The sequence below is a fragment of the Methylobacterium sp. E-046 genome (assembly GCF_022829625.1).
Taxonomy (GTDB): Bacteria; Pseudomonadota; Alphaproteobacteria; order Rhizobiales; family Beijerinckiaceae; genus Methylobacterium; species Methylobacterium longum.
This window is the reverse complement of the sequence record NZ_JAKSYP010000160.1, coordinates 51,873-66,908: the sequence shown is the minus strand read 5'-3', so window position 1 is coordinate 66,908 and position 15,036 is coordinate 51,873. Positions and strand designations below refer to the sequence as shown.

At 71.6% G+C, this 15,036-nt stretch carries 16 protein-coding genes; 3 read left to right on the top strand and 13 right to left on the bottom strand.

What is annotated here, in order from left to right; genetic code table 11:
• Nucleotides 1-109: 109 nt before the first annotated feature.
• The 4 genes from MKK82_RS14355 to mnmG all read right to left on the bottom strand — a co-directional run bounded on the left by MKK82_RS14355 (nt 110) and on the right by mnmG (nt 4,555).
• Nucleotides 110-1,003, bottom strand: coding sequence for a ParB/RepB/Spo0J family partition protein (locus MKK82_RS14355; protein WP_238289518.1), 894 nt, complete (start codon nt 1,001-1,003; stop codon nt 110-112).
• 158 nt (nt 1,004-1,161) lie between these two features.
• Nucleotides 1,162-2,019, bottom strand: a complete 858-nt coding sequence (locus MKK82_RS14350; protein WP_279603007.1) for a ParA family protein — start codon at nt 2,017-2,019, stop codon at nt 1,162-1,164.
• A complete protein-coding gene (rsmG, locus tag MKK82_RS14345; protein WP_243986091.1) occupies nt 2,016-2,651 on the bottom strand; it encodes a 16S rRNA (guanine(527)-N(7))-methyltransferase RsmG in 636 nt (211 codons plus the stop codon). Before rsmG ends, MKK82_RS14350 begins: the two co-directional genes overlap by 4 nt.
• Nucleotides 2,648-4,555, bottom strand: coding sequence for a tRNA uridine-5-carboxymethylaminomethyl(34) synthesis enzyme MnmG (gene mnmG / locus MKK82_RS14340; protein WP_238289406.1), 1,908 nt, complete (start codon nt 4,553-4,555; stop codon nt 2,648-2,650). Before mnmG ends, rsmG begins: the two co-directional genes overlap by 4 nt.
• Before the next feature lie 471 nt (nt 4,556-5,026).
• Here mnmG and MKK82_RS14335 point away from each other — a divergent pair, with 471 nt between their 5' ends.
• The gene (locus tag MKK82_RS14335; protein ID WP_243986089.1) at nt 5,027-5,176 is read left to right on the top strand and encodes a hypothetical protein; all 150 of its coding nucleotides are present in this window, start codon (nt 5,027-5,029) and stop codon (nt 5,174-5,176) included.
• Nucleotides 5,177-5,197: 21 nt separating this feature from the next.
• Here the strand turns inward: MKK82_RS14335 and MKK82_RS14330 are convergent, their stop codons facing one another.
• Together MKK82_RS14330 and MKK82_RS14325 are read right to left on the bottom strand one after the other, a co-directional pair.
• On the bottom strand, nt 5,198-5,419 hold the full coding sequence (locus MKK82_RS14330; protein WP_238289402.1) for a heavy-metal-associated domain-containing protein: 222 nt from the start codon (nt 5,417-5,419) through the stop codon (nt 5,198-5,200).
• A 61-nt stretch (nt 5,420-5,480) separates the two neighbouring features.
• Nucleotides 5,481-6,353 (bottom strand): MipA/OmpV family protein, encoded by an 873-nt coding sequence (locus MKK82_RS14325; protein ID WP_279603006.1) that lies wholly within the window; start codon nt 6,351-6,353, stop codon nt 5,481-5,483.
• A 287-nt stretch (nt 6,354-6,640) separates the two neighbouring features.
• Here MKK82_RS14325 and MKK82_RS14320 point away from each other — a divergent pair, with 287 nt between their 5' ends.
• Nucleotides 6,641-8,089, top strand: a complete 1,449-nt coding sequence (locus tag MKK82_RS14320) for an EAL domain-containing protein (protein ID WP_243986149.1) — start codon at nt 6,641-6,643, stop codon at nt 8,087-8,089.
• A gap of 156 nt (nt 8,090-8,245) precedes the next feature.
• Here MKK82_RS14320 and MKK82_RS34425 read toward each other — a convergent pair whose 3' ends face one another.
• From MKK82_RS34425 to bla, 6 genes are all read right to left on the bottom strand, one after another.
• Nucleotides 8,246-8,521 (bottom strand): aminoglycoside phosphotransferase family protein, encoded by a 276-nt coding sequence (locus MKK82_RS34425; RefSeq protein WP_353959806.1) that lies wholly within the window; start codon nt 8,519-8,521, stop codon nt 8,246-8,248.
• Between the two features lie 163 nt (nt 8,522-8,684).
• Entirely contained in the window at nt 8,685-9,989 is a 1,305-nt protein-coding gene (locus MKK82_RS14315; protein ID WP_238289398.1) for an OprO/OprP family phosphate-selective porin, read from the bottom strand.
• Between the two features lie 255 nt (nt 9,990-10,244).
• On the bottom strand, nt 10,245-11,093 hold the full coding sequence (gene panC / locus MKK82_RS14310) for a pantoate--beta-alanine ligase (protein WP_238289396.1): 849 nt from the start codon (nt 11,091-11,093) through the stop codon (nt 10,245-10,247).
• A gap of 87 nt (nt 11,094-11,180) precedes the next feature.
• Nucleotides 11,181-11,513 carry a hypothetical protein gene (locus tag MKK82_RS14305; RefSeq protein ID WP_243986087.1) on the bottom strand — a complete coding sequence of 111 codons (333 nt, stop codon included), beginning with the start codon at nt 11,511-11,513 and terminating at the stop codon, nt 11,181-11,183.
• 89 nt (nt 11,514-11,602) lie between these two features.
• Nucleotides 11,603-12,091: an aminoacyl-tRNA deacylase gene (locus MKK82_RS14300; RefSeq protein WP_238289392.1), complete on the bottom strand. Its 489-nt coding sequence runs from the start codon at nt 12,089-12,091 to the stop codon at nt 11,603-11,605.
• Nucleotides 12,092-12,116: 25 nt separating this feature from the next.
• Nucleotides 12,117-12,998: a class A beta-lactamase gene (bla, locus tag MKK82_RS14295; protein ID WP_238289390.1), complete on the bottom strand. Its 882-nt coding sequence runs from the start codon at nt 12,996-12,998 to the stop codon at nt 12,117-12,119.
• Between the two features lie 153 nt (nt 12,999-13,151).
• Between bla and mnmE the strand changes: the two genes are divergently transcribed.
• Nucleotides 13,152-14,477 (top strand): tRNA uridine-5-carboxymethylaminomethyl(34) synthesis GTPase MnmE, encoded by a 1,326-nt coding sequence (gene mnmE / locus MKK82_RS14290; protein WP_238289388.1) that lies wholly within the window; start codon nt 13,152-13,154, stop codon nt 14,475-14,477.
• 5 nt (nt 14,478-14,482) lie between these two features.
• Here the strand turns inward: mnmE and MKK82_RS14285 are convergent, their stop codons facing one another.
• Nucleotides 14,483-14,962, bottom strand: a complete 480-nt coding sequence (locus MKK82_RS14285) for a hypothetical protein (RefSeq protein WP_238289387.1) — start codon at nt 14,960-14,962, stop codon at nt 14,483-14,485.
• Between the last annotated feature and the right edge of the window lie 74 nt (nt 14,963-15,036).

The window sequence follows — 15,036 nt, the reverse complement described above, 5'->3', positions numbered from 1 at the left end:
CCGCTGCGCTGCGCCAACGATGACGGAGCCGGGTATCTCGGCCGGAGCCTCAGACGGTCGCCGCGGCGCGGAGCGTTCGTCGATGCGGCCCGGCCACGGACGGCCCGGCTCAGCCGTCCGACACCCGGAAGCGGTTGAGGAGCCCCTGCAGCTCGTCCTGGGACTCGTAGCGGATGCGGATCTCGCCCGAATCCCCATCCTTCGGCCGGTAGGATACCGGGACGCCCAGCGCCCGATGGATTCGCAGCTCCAGGTCGCGCACCGGTGCGGACCGCTCCGCGGAGAGGCGAGGGCGGCCGGCGCGCGGGGTCTCGGCCGGCTCGGCCTCGGCGGACGCGAGGGCCTCCACCTCCCGGACCGACAGGCCCTCCGCCACGACGCGGCGGGCCAGCGCTTCCGGATCCCGCACGGGCAGGAGCGCCCGGGCATGACCGGCGGTGAGCTCGCCCGCGGAGACCCGGTCCTGCACGGAGGGCGGCAGGTTGAGCAGGCGCAGGGTGTTAGCGAGGTGACTGCGGCTCTTGCCGAGGATCTCAGCCAACTCTTTCTGCGTGTAGGAGAAATCCTGCATCAGGCGCTCGTAGCCGGAGGCCTCCTCGATCGGGTTGAGGTCGCTGCGCTGGACATTCTCCAGGATGGCGAATTCGAGCGAGGCGCGATCGTCGATCTCGACGACGACCACCGGCACCTCCTCGAGTTCGGCGCGCTGGGCCGCCCGCCAGCGCCGCTCGCCCGCAACGATCTCGTAGGTGCCGGGCACCTCGGGGATCGGCCGCACCACGATCGGCTGGATGATGCCGCGCTGGTTGATCGAGACCGCGAGTTCGGCCAGTTCGGCGTCGCCGAAGCTGCGACGCGGGTTGCGCGGATTGGGGCGCAGGAACTCAACCGGCACCTTGCGCTGCCCCTCCGCCTTCGGCGGGGTCTGTCCGGTATCGCCGAAATCACCGATCAGCGCCGCGAGTCCGCGCCCCAGTCGAGGTCTTGCCCCCTCCTCCGCCATGATCGCCACCCGTGTCACGCTCCACACTCGCCCCGACTTCGCCGCGGGGCTCACCGGACCCGGCGCACACACCCGTCGAGTGGGCGGCCGTCTCCGCATCGTCGTCAGACGCGCCCCGGCACCGGACCGATCGTCCCGGCCGCGGAGGCGCAGGGCCGTCAGGCCGCCGCGGGCACCCGGCCCTCGCGCTGGATCACCTCCGAGGCGAGGCGCAGATAGGCCTGGCTGCCGGCACATTTCAGGTCGTAGAGCAGCGCCGGCTTGCCGTGCGAGGGAGCCTCCGAGATGCGCACGTTGCGCGGAATCACCGTCTCGTAGACTTTGTCGCCCATGAAGCCGCGCACGTCCGCCACCACCTGAGCGGACAGGTTGTTGCGCGGATCGAACATCGTCAGCACGATGCCCTGGATCGTCAGCTTCGGGTTCAGGGCGCCGCGGACCTGCTCGACGGTCCGCAGCAGCTGGCTGAGACCCTCCAGGGCGAAGAACTCGCATTGCAGGGGGACCAGCACCGCGTCCGCGGCGGCCAGCGCGTTGATGGTCAGCAGGTTGAGCGAAGGCGGGCAATCGATCAGCACGTAGCTGATCCGGCTGAGGCTCGGGGCCTGGGACAGGCTCTTCAGCATGCCGCGCAACCGGTGCGCCCGGTCGGGCAGGGTGGCCAATTCCAGCTCGAGACCGAGGAGGTCCATGGTCGAGGGCGCGATCGACAGGCGCGGAACGGCCGTGGGGACGATGGCCTGTGCCAGGGAAGCCTCGCCGGCCATCACCTCGTAGGTCGAGACCCGGCGCTTGGCGCGGTCGATCCCCAGCCCGGTGGAGGCATTGCCCTGCGGATCGAGGTCGATCACCAGCACGTCTTCGCCGATTGCCGCCAGGGCGGTGCCGAGGTTGATGGCCGTCGTGGTCTTGCCGACGCCGCCCTTCTGGTTGGCGAGCGCCAGCACACGGAGGGGGCGTCGCATGGATGAATCCATGGACCGGTCGGCGGACTCGCCGAGGATCGCTTCGCTCATCGGTGGCTCGGGGCGGCGAGGGCAGTGACGCGCACGATCCGGGCATCGGAATCAGTGCGGCTCGGCACGAGGTCGTTAACGACTGTCCACTGCGCGGCGGCCCGGGTCAATTCAGCTTGTACGTCCCGGCCCTTCGGAAACAGACCGGTGGTGCCCGTTTTCAACAGAGGCTCCGTCCAGGCGAGGAGCTGCGCCATCGGCGCCAGGGCCCGGGCGCAGACGACCTCGACCCCCGCATACTCGCCGACCACCGCCTCGATCCGCGCGTTGCGCACGCGAACCGGAGCCTCGGTCAGGCGAGCCGTCTCGGTGAGGAAGGCGCATTTGCGCGCGTTGCTCTCCACCAGATCGACCCGGATGCCGCGCTCCATCCCGGCGATGGCCAGGATCAGGCCGGGAATGCCGGCCCCAGAGCCGAGGTCGAGCCACGTGCGCGCCTCCGGGGCCAGCTCGAGGAGCTGCAGCGCGTCGTCGACGTGGCGGCTCCAGACCTCGGCCAGCGTCGCCGGGCCGACCAGGTTCTTGATCGGCTGCCAGCGCCGCAGCTCGGCCACGTAGCGGTCGAGCCGCTCGGCTGTTTCACGTGAAACACGAGACGTCGCGAGGACGCGGGCGCGATCCGGATCGGTCATGCCGACAGGCGGCCGGCCGCCGCCCGGGCCGAACCCGTCCGCTCGCCCCGGCGGGCATGGGCGGCCAGGAGCGTCAGCGCGGCCGGCGTGACCCCCTCGATCCGCGCCGCCTGCCCAAGGGTCCCGGGACGCACGGTCTCCAGCTTCGTGCGCATCTCGTTCGAGAGGCCGCTGATCGCCGCATAATCCAGCCCGGCCGGCAGCCGCACCGCCTCATCGCGCCGGAAGGCGGCGATATCGGCATTCTGGCGGTCGAGATACACCGCATAAGTCGCATCCGTCTTGAGACGGTCGGCGACGCGCGCCGGCACGCTCGCGAGATCCGGCCAGACCGCCGCCAGGCTTGTCCACGTGATCTCGGGGTAGGCCAGCAGCTGGAACCCCGTGCGGCGGATGCCGTCGCGGTTCAGGCTCATCCCGTGCACGGCCGCCTGGCTCGGCGTGAGGCTGAGGCTGCCGAGAAGGGACCGGGCCGCGTCGAGGGCCCCCTGCGAGGCGGCGAAATGCGCCGTCCGATGGCGGCCGACGCAGCCGAGGGATATTCCGCGGGGCGTCAACCGGGCATCGGCATTGTCGACCCGCAGCGAGAGCCGGTACTCCGAGCGCGACGTGAACATCCGGTACGGCTCGCTGACCCCATGGGTCACGAGGTCGTCGATCATGACACCGAGATAGGATTCGGCCCGATCGAAACCCACGATGCCGAGGCCGCCGGCGTACCGGGCGGCGTTGAGGCCGGCCACCAGCCCCTGGGCCGCCGCCTCTTCGTAGCCGGTGGTGCCGTTGATCTGTCCAGCGAGGAACAAGCCGGGCAGGCGCTTGACCTGCAGGCCCGTATCGAGTTCCCGCGGATCCACGTAATCGTACTCGATCGCGTAGCCTGGCCGCAGGATCGCGGCCCGCTCTAATCCCGGGATCGCCCGGACGATGTCGTGCTGAACCGGCTCGGGAAGGGCCGTAGAGATCCCGTTCGGGTAGACGGTGGGGTCGTCGAGGCCCTCGGGTTCCAGGAAGATCTGGTGACCCTCGCGGTCGCCGAAGCGCACGACCTTGTCCTCGATGGATGGGCAATAGCGCGGCCCGCGACTGGCGATGCCGCCCGAATACATCGGCGACCGGTGCAGGTTGGCCCGGATCAAGTCGTGGACCGCCCGGGTCGTCCGGGTGATGCCGCAGCGGATCTGAGGAGTGGTGATCCGCTCGGTCAGCGTCGAGAACGGCACCGGTTCCGCATCGGCCTCCTGCATGTCGAGGCCCGCCCAGTCGATGGTCCGCCCGTCGAGGCGCGGGGGCGTACCGGTCTTGAGGCGGCCGAGCCGGAGGCCGAGGCGGTCGAGGGTTTGCGCCAGCCCGATCGCCGGAGCCTCGCCGACCCGGCCGGCCGGGATCTGCCGCTCTCCGATATGGATGAGGCCGCGCAGGAAGGTGCCGGTGGTCAGCACCACGGAACCGCACGCGACGATGCGCCCATCCCCCAGGACGAGGCCGCTGAGGCGTCCGTCGGCATCGAAGGCAAGGTCCTCGCAGGCGCCCGCGATCACCGACAGCCCCCCGGTATCGGCCACCGCCGCCTGCATGGCGGCCGCGTAGAGCTTGCGGTCGGCCTGCGTCCGCGGTCCGCGGACGGCCGGTCCCTTGCGGCGATTGAGCAGGCGGAACTGGATGCCCGCCGCGTCCGCCACCCGGCCCATCAGCCCGTCGAGGGCGTCGACCTCGCGCACGAGGTGCCCCTTGCCGAGGCCACCGATGGCAGGATTGCACGACATCGCGCCGATCGTGGCCGGATCGTGGGTCACCAGGGCGGTGCGCGCTCCGCAGCGCGCTGCCGCCGCAGCCGCTTCGACACCGGCATGGCCGCCGCCTACGACCGCGACATCGAACCGGTCGCGTAATGGAGTGTGCATCGCCTAACGAACCGCCTCTCGCAGGGATCCCGCCGCAGCCTCATGCAGGGGAGGGGACCCGAAGGCCCGATGCCTCGCCGCCGGTCTAAGCGGGCGCGGGCGCGATGGTCAACGCGCGGCACTGCCGCCCGGGGATCGCAGTCCCGCAGGGCTTCACTGCGGCCTGGAATGACGGTGCCTTCCGTCCTTGCCGCGCTCGTCCGCGTCGAGCCCGCGCCCCTCCGGCATGTCGTGAACCGACGCCGGACGGATGGGCGTAATTATGCAGTATTCAATTCCGTCCGAGACGGAATTCTACCCCGATCCCACGCTGTATTGCGATGGATGCGGTGATCGCGCGCCACGTCGCGCTTGTCAGAACAGGGGACCCGTGTAAATCTTCTCCCCGTCGCTATACCGAGCGGATAAAGACGTCCGCCCGGCCCATCGAATGCAGTGTTCGTCCCGCGTCACCGGGTAAGGGAGACTGACATGTCGTCGCTCGCGATCGGCTTGGGCGCCACCTGCTGCGCGGCCGGCGCCGCCGCGCATTTCCTCGATCGCACCCAGCGCAAGGAGGGCCTGTTCGGGCTCGCCGGTTTCGCCCTGCTCCTGACCGGGATGTTTCTCACCCGTTCCTGAGTCGCCGGCTGGATTCCACGGTCAGCCGGTCATGGCGGTGGTCGTATAGCCGGCCTTCGTCAGCGCTTCGGCAAGGTCGAGAGCCTGCGCGTCGGTGCGGATCGCCACCCGCCCCCCGGTCCTGTCAACCTGAACGTCAGCCTTGGGATCGATGCGTTTCACCGTGCGGGTCACGGCGGCAGCGCAGCCATCGCAGGTCATGCCGTCCACCCGCATCAGCAATTCGGGGCGTGTCGCGTCCATAGGGACCTCCGAGAACCGTGTCGCCGGCATGTCGGCGTGCGATCCGGCTCGCGCAAGCGGCTCAGAACAGGGCCGGCATGCGGAAGGCGTAATCGACGCGGAGTCCGAACTGAAACTGATTCGGGTCGCCGAACGGTCGGCGCACCAGCGGGCTGTCGCCCGAGGCGCCCAGGATGCGGGTGTAGCCCGCATAGGCCGTGTAGGCCCACGTCTCGCTCTGCGTGTAGGTCACGGCGCCGAGGACACCGGCCGAGTAGAAGCTGTCCGGGTCGTACGGGGTAACCCGGCCGTTCAGCGCGGCCTCGGCAGGCGAGACGCCGAAATACTTCCGCGCGAAGCTCGCATCGCCGATGTTGAAGCGCGGCCCCACCGAGAACAGGAACTTCTCGGTTGGGACGAGGTAGTCGGCCGCCAGGGAGCCGACCGTGCCGTGATGGCCGTACACGCCCTGACGGATCTCCGCCCGGGTGCGGATGAAGGACACCGGGTAGAACTCCACGAACAGGCCCGGTTCGACGGCGAAGCGCGCATCGCGGAAGCCGAAGAGATGGCGGCGATCGTCGCCGTAGTACCGCCCCGGTACGAAGCGCGCCGTCGGTCCGAGCCGGAAGGTCTGGTCGTCATACAGGGCCAGGCTGAAGCCGTCGTCCGGGGTCGAGAAGCGGCGCGGCTCACCCACCCGGCGGATGTCGATGGAGGGATAGCCCACGGCCGTGTAATCGCTGGCGCCGGGATAGCGCGGCACGGCCTGGATCGAGCCGCTCAGCGTGACGATCCACGTGGCCGGATCGACCATCGCGAAGGTCGGCGCGGCGCGCGGGAGTTGGGCGTTGAGGTCCGCGGCGCGCGGCGCCGCCGTCCCGCAGACGGCGAGGAGAATTCCGGCACCGCAAGCGGCGCGGCGTCGTGGGCTACGCGGAGGGACTGACGTCATGGCCACGCTTTATGCCGTCATTTCATCCCGCGCGCATGCGCAAGGCGCGCCGCCCGTCTCGGTTCGGTCCGCAATCGGACCGGCCGTGATGATTCCGCAACGTTCCAGCGGGCGTCGGCGTCACACCACCCGGAATTCACAGCCGCCGGCGCATCGGAGCGGCCTCTCAAGCCTTGCCGGGCTGCGCGGGCAGGGCCAATGATCCGAACGATTCGGTTTACGCCCGGTGGGGTTCGCTCGGGATTTCCCCCGGCGACCGGCGCGTGACCCTGGCGGGTGTTCAGACGATGGTCCCGGTCCTCGGCCGGTACGCGGGGCTGTTGACGGTCGGCCTCCTCGGGCTCGTCGTGTTCGGGCCGCTCGCCGTGTTCCTGCCGCTCTGGAGTGCGCTGACGCTCGGCGCCCTGGCGTCCGGCGTCGCCAGCCTCGCCCTCACCCGCATCGCGACCCTGAAGGCGCGCTGCGAGAAGCTGTCCGGCGAGGTGGACCTGCTGTCCCGGCGCCTGCTCAAGGTCGAGACGGCCGCGGCCAATGCTGCGGTCCAGCCGCCGCCCGAGACCGCCGAGGCCGCGTTGCTGGCCCAGATCGAGGAACTCACCGTCGAGTTCGGCCTCCTGAGCGGCATCGTGCGTGACCTGACCACGGTGGTCAGCACCCAGGATGCCGAGATCGCGGATCTCAAGGCCCGGCCCGAGATCCGGCCGGAGAATCCGCCTGCGCCCGCCCCCGCGGCGAGTCCGGAACCCGCGCCACCGCGTCCACGGGTCACCGCCGCGCCGCCGGCAGCCCATCGGGCGCCGCCCGACGCACCGCCGATGGCAGAGACACCGCCCTCCGCCCCGACTACGCCAGCGCGGTCCATCCCGCCGCGGCCATTTCCGCCGCAGCCTGCCCGGGATCCCGGGAGCGAGGCAGAGATCATCCGGGCCTTCGAGGGGGAGGGACTGGAGATCCACCTCCAGCCCGTCGTCACCTTGCCACAGCGCAAGGTGGTGGCCTACGAGGCGCTGGCGCGGTTGCGGATCGGCGGCACGCCGGTTCCGGTCGAGCCCGAGACCTTCCTGCCGGTGCTGGAGCGCTACGGCCGCACCACCGAGCTCGACCGCCGCATGCTGCAGCGCGCGGCCATCGTGGTGCGCCATCTCGCCCGGCGGGGCAGCGAGACCACGCTGACCTACGGCCTCTCACCCCTGTCGCTGTTCGAACCCGGGCTGCTGTGCGAGCTGGCCCGCACGGCGGCGGACGACCCCACCCTGGCCGGGGGGCTGGTGCTGGCCCTGCCGCAGGCGAGCTGGCGGGGCCTCGATGCCGGTCAGCGCAGCCTGCTCGCCGCCCTGCGGGACCGGATCGGCTTCAGCCTCGACCGGCCGGACGACCTCCGCTTCGATGCGGCGGAGTTGGCTGCACTCGGTATCGGACAGGTGAAGGTGCCGGCCGACATGCTGCTGCGATCCGGCTCCGGCCGGGGCGGCCTGTCGGACATCGCCGTCGAGGACACGGCGCCGGCCCTGGCGCGGGCCGGGATCCGCTTGGTCGCCATGGATGTCGCCGACGAGGCCGACGTACCCGATCTGATCGACCTCGACGTGCCGTTCGCCCAGGGTGCGGCCTTCGCGACGCCCCGGCCCGTGCGCGCCGAAGTCCTGTCTGCGCCGCCCACCGAAACGCCGACGCCGCCCACGGAGCCGGAACCCGAGCGGCGCCCTTTCCGGTCGGTTCTCCGCCGGGCGGTTTAGAAGCCCAGCCGGGATTGCGTGAGCGGAGGGCTGCGGTCCACCCAGGCCGGCCGTGCGGACGGCGGAAAATCCTTGCCGAAAGCGGTCTTCCGCCGACCGGCAGGCGCCGCCGGCGCCGGATCGGAAGCGGCCGTCCGGAGGGACCGACCGCACCACTCATCGTCCCATCCTCGACGCGCCATGCGGGCGGGCGAGCCGGTACCGGTGGCCTGCTGCAGGAGGCGCGTGGTCGTCCCGGGCGAGGACCCGCGCCGCGCCCTCGCCAGCCCACCCGTCCATCACCGCTCCGCCTCGGCGCTCGTCTGGCCCGCGCGAGAGCTTGAGCATCGGCGGTTCTCCGATCCTCGGGGCGGGACGGAGAGGGACGGCTCGGGTCTTGATCGGCTGTCCGGACCGGATCCAGGCCCCGACACCCGGGCGGTTCTCGAACATGCGGCGCGGATAGCACGGCGACGTCCGCGGACGGGCAGGGGCCAGCGGCGATGTCCGCTTCAGGGATCGGCCAGTCGCGAGCAGACGGCCGCGCCCCCCACGGACACCGCCACGTCCGAGCCGGCCGCGTTCAGCCCCGGGGAGGTCCGGGTTATCGCGACGCCTACCAGTAAATCTGCAGCCGCGTGATGACCGTATCGACCGAGAACGCCGCGGTGCCGAAGGCGTCGGCCTGCGCCTCGCCCGGGCGGACGCGCCCGTTGATGTAGCTGGCGATCAGGCGGAGATTCGGCTCGGGATACCAGCTCAGGCCCACGGTGACGTCCCGCTCCGTTCCGCCCCGGAAGCCCCGGGCGTCGAGTTCGATGGCGCTGTAGCGGGCAGCCAGTTCGAACACGCCGATCCCGCCGCGCGTCACCCGCCGACTCTCCGACACGCGCACGCCCTTGAAGGTCGCGTAGCTGGTGCCGCCGTCGGGCACCAGCGCGTAGCCGCGGTCGTCTCCGTTGAGCACCCAGCCCGCCTCGACATAGCCGCCCTGGAAGCCGAGGACCGGCAACGCGCCGCCGGGCCCCGCGAACCGCTCGACCTCGGCCCGGATGTACTCGGCCTGCAGGAGGAATGGCCCGTTGCGGTAGGCGAACTCGGTCCCGATCCGCGATGCCCGGGCCACATCGGGCAGGTCACCGGTGTCCACGAAGGGCCGCGCGAACAGGAAGGTCTCCGCCGGCGTGGAGAAACCGAAGTCACCGTCGCCCCGGGCGCGTCGACGATGGATCCCCGCAAGCCCGAGATGCAGGGTCTCGCGCTCCTCCAGGATCGGCGCCCAGGTAGCGCGCGCCGCGGCCGCGACCCCGTTACCGGTGATGCCATTGCTGGCCGCATCGCCGAACACGCCGGCCACGGCGGTCCAGGCCCGTCCATGATGGCCGACCGCGAAGCCGAACCGGCGGTCCGGCACGAAGGCGTTGGCGAGGGAGCGCTCGGTGAACAGGGTGTCGTTGTTGCTCTGCAGCCATTCCAGGCTGAACGGCACCTTCATGTTGCCCAGGGTCAGGATGGTGTCGGGCACCCCCTTCCAGGCCACGAACGCGTCGTTGATCGGCAGGATCGGATCGCTGAAATCGTACTGGAAGGCGATCACCCAGTCGCGGCTGACCGTCAGCGTCGGCTCGATCCAGGAGCGGCGCACCGCGATCGTGTCTGGAAAGGCATCGCTCGGTCCGGGTCGGCTGAAGCCCGCGGCCCCGGCATCGATGTGCAGACGGCCGCCGAGCTCGAGCTTCACCGCCTGTTCGGGGAAGGCGAGGGTCAGGCCCTTCGCGTCGTAGCGCAGGCGCTCGCCGTATGGCCCCGCCATCCCCTCGACGGCACCGTCCTCCGCGCGGGCAGGCCCCCCCCAGACGAGGAGGACGGCCAGGATGGCCAGGATGGCCAGGACGGCCGGTGCTGGGCAGAGACCGATCACGCGCCAGCAGAGATCAGGTCGTGCCCGGACCGCCGATACAGGGCGTGGGGTCGGCGCGAAGACACCGGCTGCGTGACCGGTCCACCCCGCGGCCCGGCTGCCAGGAGGCGGGGCGCGCGCCCCCGCGATCGAGGGGGCAGGTCCGGCGGCGAGGCGCCCGTCACGATCCATGGCGTGCCGCCTGGATCCGGACGCGCCGCGCGCGGGGTAGAGGCCGCACCTTCGGGACATCGGGCCGCGTCGTGCCGGGCGGCCTCATACGGAGAGATTGTCGATGAGTCGGGTCCGCCCCAGGAAGGCCGCGGTGAGGACCCGGGCGGGGCCGTCGACCCGCTCGACTGGCGCCAGGGTCCGGGCATCGCAGACCGCGAGGTACTGGACCCGGAAGCCCGCCGCCTCCAGGGCGGCCTTTCCGGCGGCGATCCGCCCGGCCACGGGGGTGCCGTTGCGCGAGGCGGCCGCGATATCGGCCAGCACGGCGTGGAGCTTGGGGGCGACAGCGCGCTCCTCGGGCGCCAGGTAGCGATTGCGGGACGACAGGGCGAGGCCGTCGATCTCCCGCAGGGTCGGAACGCCGCGGATCTCAACCGCGAGGTCGAGGTCGGCCACCGCCTGCTGGATCACCCGCAGCTGCTGAAAATCCTTCTCGCCGAACAGGGCGACGTCCGGCCGAACCTGGTTCAGCAGCTTGGTCACCACCGTGGCCACCCCGGCGAAATGGCCGGGCCGGAACGGACCGCACAACCCCTCCGACAGACCGGCGACTTCGATCCGCGTGGCGAAGCCCGGCGGGTACATGGTGTCCACCTCGGGCGTCCAGGCGGCGTCGGCCCCGGCCTGTGCGAGCAGCGCCAAGTCCGCCGCGAGATCCCGCGGGTAGCGGGAGAAATCCTCGTTGGGCCCGAACTGGGTCGGGTTGACGAAGATGCTGGCAACCGTCCGGCGGCCGATCTGCCGCGCCTCGGCCATCAGGGCGAGATGCCCCTCGTGCAGGGCGCCCATGGTGGGCACCAGCACGACCCGCTCACCGGCCGCCCGCCAGCCGGCCACGCAGTGCCGGAGGGCGGCGAGATCGGTGAAGCGCTGGGGCGTCGAATCGGGCACGGGACTGGCTCCGCAGGGGTCGCTGCCCGTCTAGAGCATGCGGCCGCCTCAAGGGAACAGCGGTCCGGTTCCCTGCGGAGGATCGCCTCAGGGGCAGTAGGGGAGGAGAGATCGCCCGAATGGATCATCGACGCCCAACGGAGGCGTGAAGCCGTAGTAGCTCGGATGGGACAGGCCGTACTCGGACCCCACGTAGCTCGGGTCGTCCGGCGCGTTGGTCGGCACGGGCACCCGCCGGGGCGTGCATCCCACCGGCACCGGGCGGTTCCGGATTGCGAAGACCGAGCGACGGTCGGTTCCGTCGCTGCGCGGAAAGAACCGCGGCGTTGCGGCGAGACCGGGCTCCGCGACGCCGCGCAGATCGAGGTCCGCCGCCGCGCAGGGACCGGCGAGCAGCAGCGCGCAACCGATGGCCGCCATGCCCCGTCCCGTCATCCGATGCCGCCTCACTTCTCCCGTGCGCCGTCACCGTGGGGGACCAGGGTAAACGGGCGCTTACCGGCTGCGGATCATGTCAGCGGGACGACGCGAGCCTGCAGCACGGCGACCAAGTCGGCCTCCCTCAGGCGGATCTGCAGGCCTCGGCCTCCGCCATTGACGTGGATCTCCGTATCCGGCTCACCGAGGGAGCCGGCATCGATCGCCGTGGGAAAGGGCCGCTTCTGTCCGAGCGGGCTGATGCCGCCCACATGGTAGCCCGTCAGCCGCTCGGCATCAGCGGGCTTGAGCATCGCGGCGGCTTTGCCCGAAAAGGCCGCGGCCGCCCGCTTCATCGAGACCTCTCGGTCCGAGGCGACCAGCAGGCAGACCGGACGCCCGTCCACCGCCGCCATCAGGGTCTTCAGCACCCGGCCGGGTGCGACACCCAGAGCCTCGGCGGCCTGGAGGCCGACGCGCTGGGCCTCCGGATCGTAATCGTAGGCGTGAAGGCTGTAGCGGGTGCCGGCCCTGTCCAGGGCCTGCGTCGCGCGGGTGGTCTTCGAAGCTGTCCTGGCCATGGCCTCGTCGAACGGTCGGTCTCAATCAGGCACCGGACGCCCGTGCGGCGATGAGCCGGCCGATCTCGGCATAGGCCGCTTCCCAAACCGCCGCGGGCGCCGTCGTGCCGGTCATGTACACGGCGGCGAGCACGGGTGCACGGCCGGGCGGCCGCAGGATCGCCACGTCGTTGACCGTGCCGTTGTCGCCGCTGCCGGTCTTGTCGCCCACCGGCCAATCCTTCGGCAGGCCGGCGCGGAGCCGCTTGAAGCCGGTCTGGCTTCCCGCCATCCAGCCCTCCAATCGCCCGCGCGAGGCCGGCGCCAGGATTGAGCCGAGCAGGATCCGACCGAGGGTCGACCGCATCGCCGCGGGGGTGGTGGTATCGCGCGGGTCGCCGGGAATCGCGCTGTTGAGGGTCGGCTCCGTGCGGTCGAGCCGGGTGCGGGGATCGTCGATACGCCGCAGCCACGCCGTCAGGCCCTCCGGTCCGCCCAGGCTCGGAAGAAGCAGGTTGACGGCGGTATTGTCGCTCCATTCCAGGGCGGCGGCGCAGAGGTCGGAGACCAACAGCCGCCCCGTCCCGCCACTGGATTCCAGGGCTTTCCGGGTCACCGGCGCGTAGCTGAGGAGATCGCCGGCGCCGTAAGTCACAACCCGGTCGAGGTTCTCGGACCCGGCATCGGCCCGCGCCAGAACCGCGGCCGCCGCCAGGACCTTGAAGGTGCTGCACATCGGGAAGTCCTCGTCGGCCCGGTGGCCGATCAGGAGGCGCTCCGTCGATCCGGCCGCCACACCGAGGCGGCCGCCGAGCCGCCGCTCGATCGCCGCGAGGTCGGGATCGGTGTCGGCGGCGGCCGTCCGGACCGGCAGGACCAGGGGTGCGGCGAGGAGGGCGCGGCAGAGCGCGCGGCGCGTCGTGTGCATGGCGGGCTGCATCCTCGTGCGACGGGTCTGCATCATGCCGGTCCACACCGCGGAACGCCGGCCGCGCCGGATGCTATGGAGCAGCCGGCATGTTTCACGTGAAACGCCTGCCCGGGGCCGAATGAAGGCGGTGTCTGTGCGAAGCTGCGAACCATGACCGAAACCGAAACGCTCTTCGCTCCCGCCAGTGGATTCGGCCGGGCCGCCGTCGCGGTGATCCGGATCAGCGGTCCTGCCGCCCGGGACGTCCTGACCGCCCTGGGTGCCGCGCTTCCGCCGCCCCGGCGCCTGTCGCTCCGAACCCTCCGCGATCCGGTCGACGGCGCCGAACTCGACCGCGCGCTGGTCGCGTGGTTTCCCGGCCCGGAGACGTACAGCGGCGAGGATATGGTCGAGCTGCACCTCCATGGCGGACAGGCGGTCCGGATGGGCGTGCTGACGGCCCTGGCAGGGCTGCCGGGTTGCCGCGCCGCCGGGCCCGGGGCCTTCACCCGTCGGGCGGTCCTGAACGGCCGCCTGGATTTGGCCGAAGCCGAGGCGGTGGCCGACCTGATCGACGCGGAGACCGAGGGCCAGCGCCGTCAGGCCCTGCGCCAGCTCGACGGCGCCCTGAGCCGGCAGGTCGCGGCCTGGCGGATGCAGGCGATCGATGGCCTCGCCGCCGCCGAGGCGGCCCTCGACTTCTCCGACGAGGGCGACGTGGACGAGGCCGGCCTGGATGCGGGGCTGGTCCAACGCGCCACCGCCCTCCGCGACGAGATCGCCGCCGCCTTGCGGGACGGGCGTCGGGGCGAGCGCCTGCGCGACGGTTTCACGGTGGTCCTCGCCGGTGCACCCAATGCCGGCAAGTCGACCCTGCTGAACGCCCTCAGCCGCCGGGAGGTCGCCATCGTCTCGGAGATCCCCGGCACCACCCGGGATGCCATCGAGGTCCGGCTGGACCTGGGCGGCCTCCCCGTGATCCTCGTCGATACGGCGGGGCTGCGCGAGACCGCCGAGCCCGTGGAGGCCGCCGGCATCCGGCGGGCCCGTGCCCGGATCGACGCGGCCGATCTGGTGCTCGTCCTGGTGCCGCCCGGAGAGGATCCCCCCGATCTCGGCCGGTCCGGAACGTCGTACCGCACGGTGCTCACGAAGACCGACTTAATTGCCGGCTCATTACAACCTTTCCCCGAGGCCGCGCTGGCGGTCTCGGCCCGGACGGGCCTCGGCCTCGACGCCCTGCTCGACGCCGTGCAGGCGGCGGCCGAGAGCGGCCTCGGCCAGGGCGACGCACTGATCACCCGCGCGCGTCACCGGGCGGCCCTCGAAGCCTGCGTGGGCCATCTGGACCGCCTGCTCGCGGGCGCGGGCGGCCTGCCGGAACTGGCCGCCGAGGACCTGCGCCTCGCGGTCCGGTCCCTCGGCGAAGTCGCCGGGCATGTCGGCGTCGAGGACGTGCTCGACCGTTTGTTTGCCGGCTTCTGTATTGGGAAGTGACGGGTCTATCGCGGGATCCGGAGGATGCGCGGGCGCCAGATCCCGAGCGCCACGTTGGCGGCCGAGACCGCGAGCAGCACCCACAGCGTGCCGCGCTCGCCCTCCAGAGCGGTCGCGAGGAGGCCGGGATCCGCGAGGCCCGCGAGGGCCCGGGCGCTCTGCTCGGCCTCCCGCCGCATCGGGCCCTGCACGTAGACCAGTCCGCCCTCGAACATCAGGACGCCGGTGGCGAGCTTCACCCAGGCCCAGCCGGCGTTGAGGTAGGCGCGGTTCAGCGCCATGGCCAGCAGGCCCGACAGGAGGGTGAGGGCGAGGGCGGGCAGGAAGATCCAGGTGGCGACGGCCCCCATCGCGCCCCGGATCGCCGCGTAGCCGGGTAGGGCCGTCGGCGGGGGCGCGAGGCCCAGCATGACGACCAGGGCCGCCATCGCGCCCAGCAATCCGGCGGACCCCATCGTGTGGAGGAACTTCAGCAGGCGTCGCACGGCGTCTCGCGCAGGGCCGTTTCGGCGCAGCCTAACCCGGGTTGCCCCGGGAGGGTAGCGGAGCGGCGGTCGCA